We start from the raw sequence: 422 nt of genomic DNA, 5'->3' as shown, positions 1-422 counted from the left end.
GATGGATAACGGTCTCGATACAGTGATTGGTGAAAACGGCGTGCTGCTCTCTGGCGGTCAGCGTCAGCGTATTGCTATCGCTCGAGCCTTGTTGCGTGATAGCCCGATTCTGATTCTGGACGAAGCTACCTCGGCTCTGGATACCGAATCCGAACGTGCGATTCAGGCGGCACTGGATGAGTTGCAGAAAAACCGTACCTCTCTGGTGATTGCCCACCGCTTGTCTACCATTGAAAAGGCAGACGAAATCGTGGTCGTCGAGGATGGTGTCATTGTGGAACGCGGTACGCATAACGATTTGCTTGAGCACCGCGGCGTTTACGCGCAACTTCACAAAATGCAGTTTGGCCAATGATCGAAAAAATCTGGTCTGGTGAATCCCCTTTGTGGCGGCTATTGCTGCCACTCTCCTGGTTGTATGG

1 protein-coding gene is annotated in these 422 nt (G+C 52.6%); it reads left to right on the top strand.

All coding sequences use genetic code 11. From position 1 onward, the window contains the following. The coding region (locus D7W79_RS42835; RefSeq protein WP_120530812.1) for an ATP-binding cassette domain-containing protein at positions 1 to 355 on the top strand (355 nt) is incomplete at its 5' end. Between the last annotated feature and the right edge of the window lie 67 nt (positions 356 to 422).

This window comes from Corallococcus exercitus, assembly GCF_003611585.1.
Lineage (GTDB): Bacteria > Myxococcota > Myxococcia > Myxococcales > Myxococcaceae > Corallococcus > Corallococcus exercitus.
The sequence above is the reverse complement of the archived record's forward strand: the minus strand, read 5'-3'. Positions and strand labels throughout refer to the sequence as shown.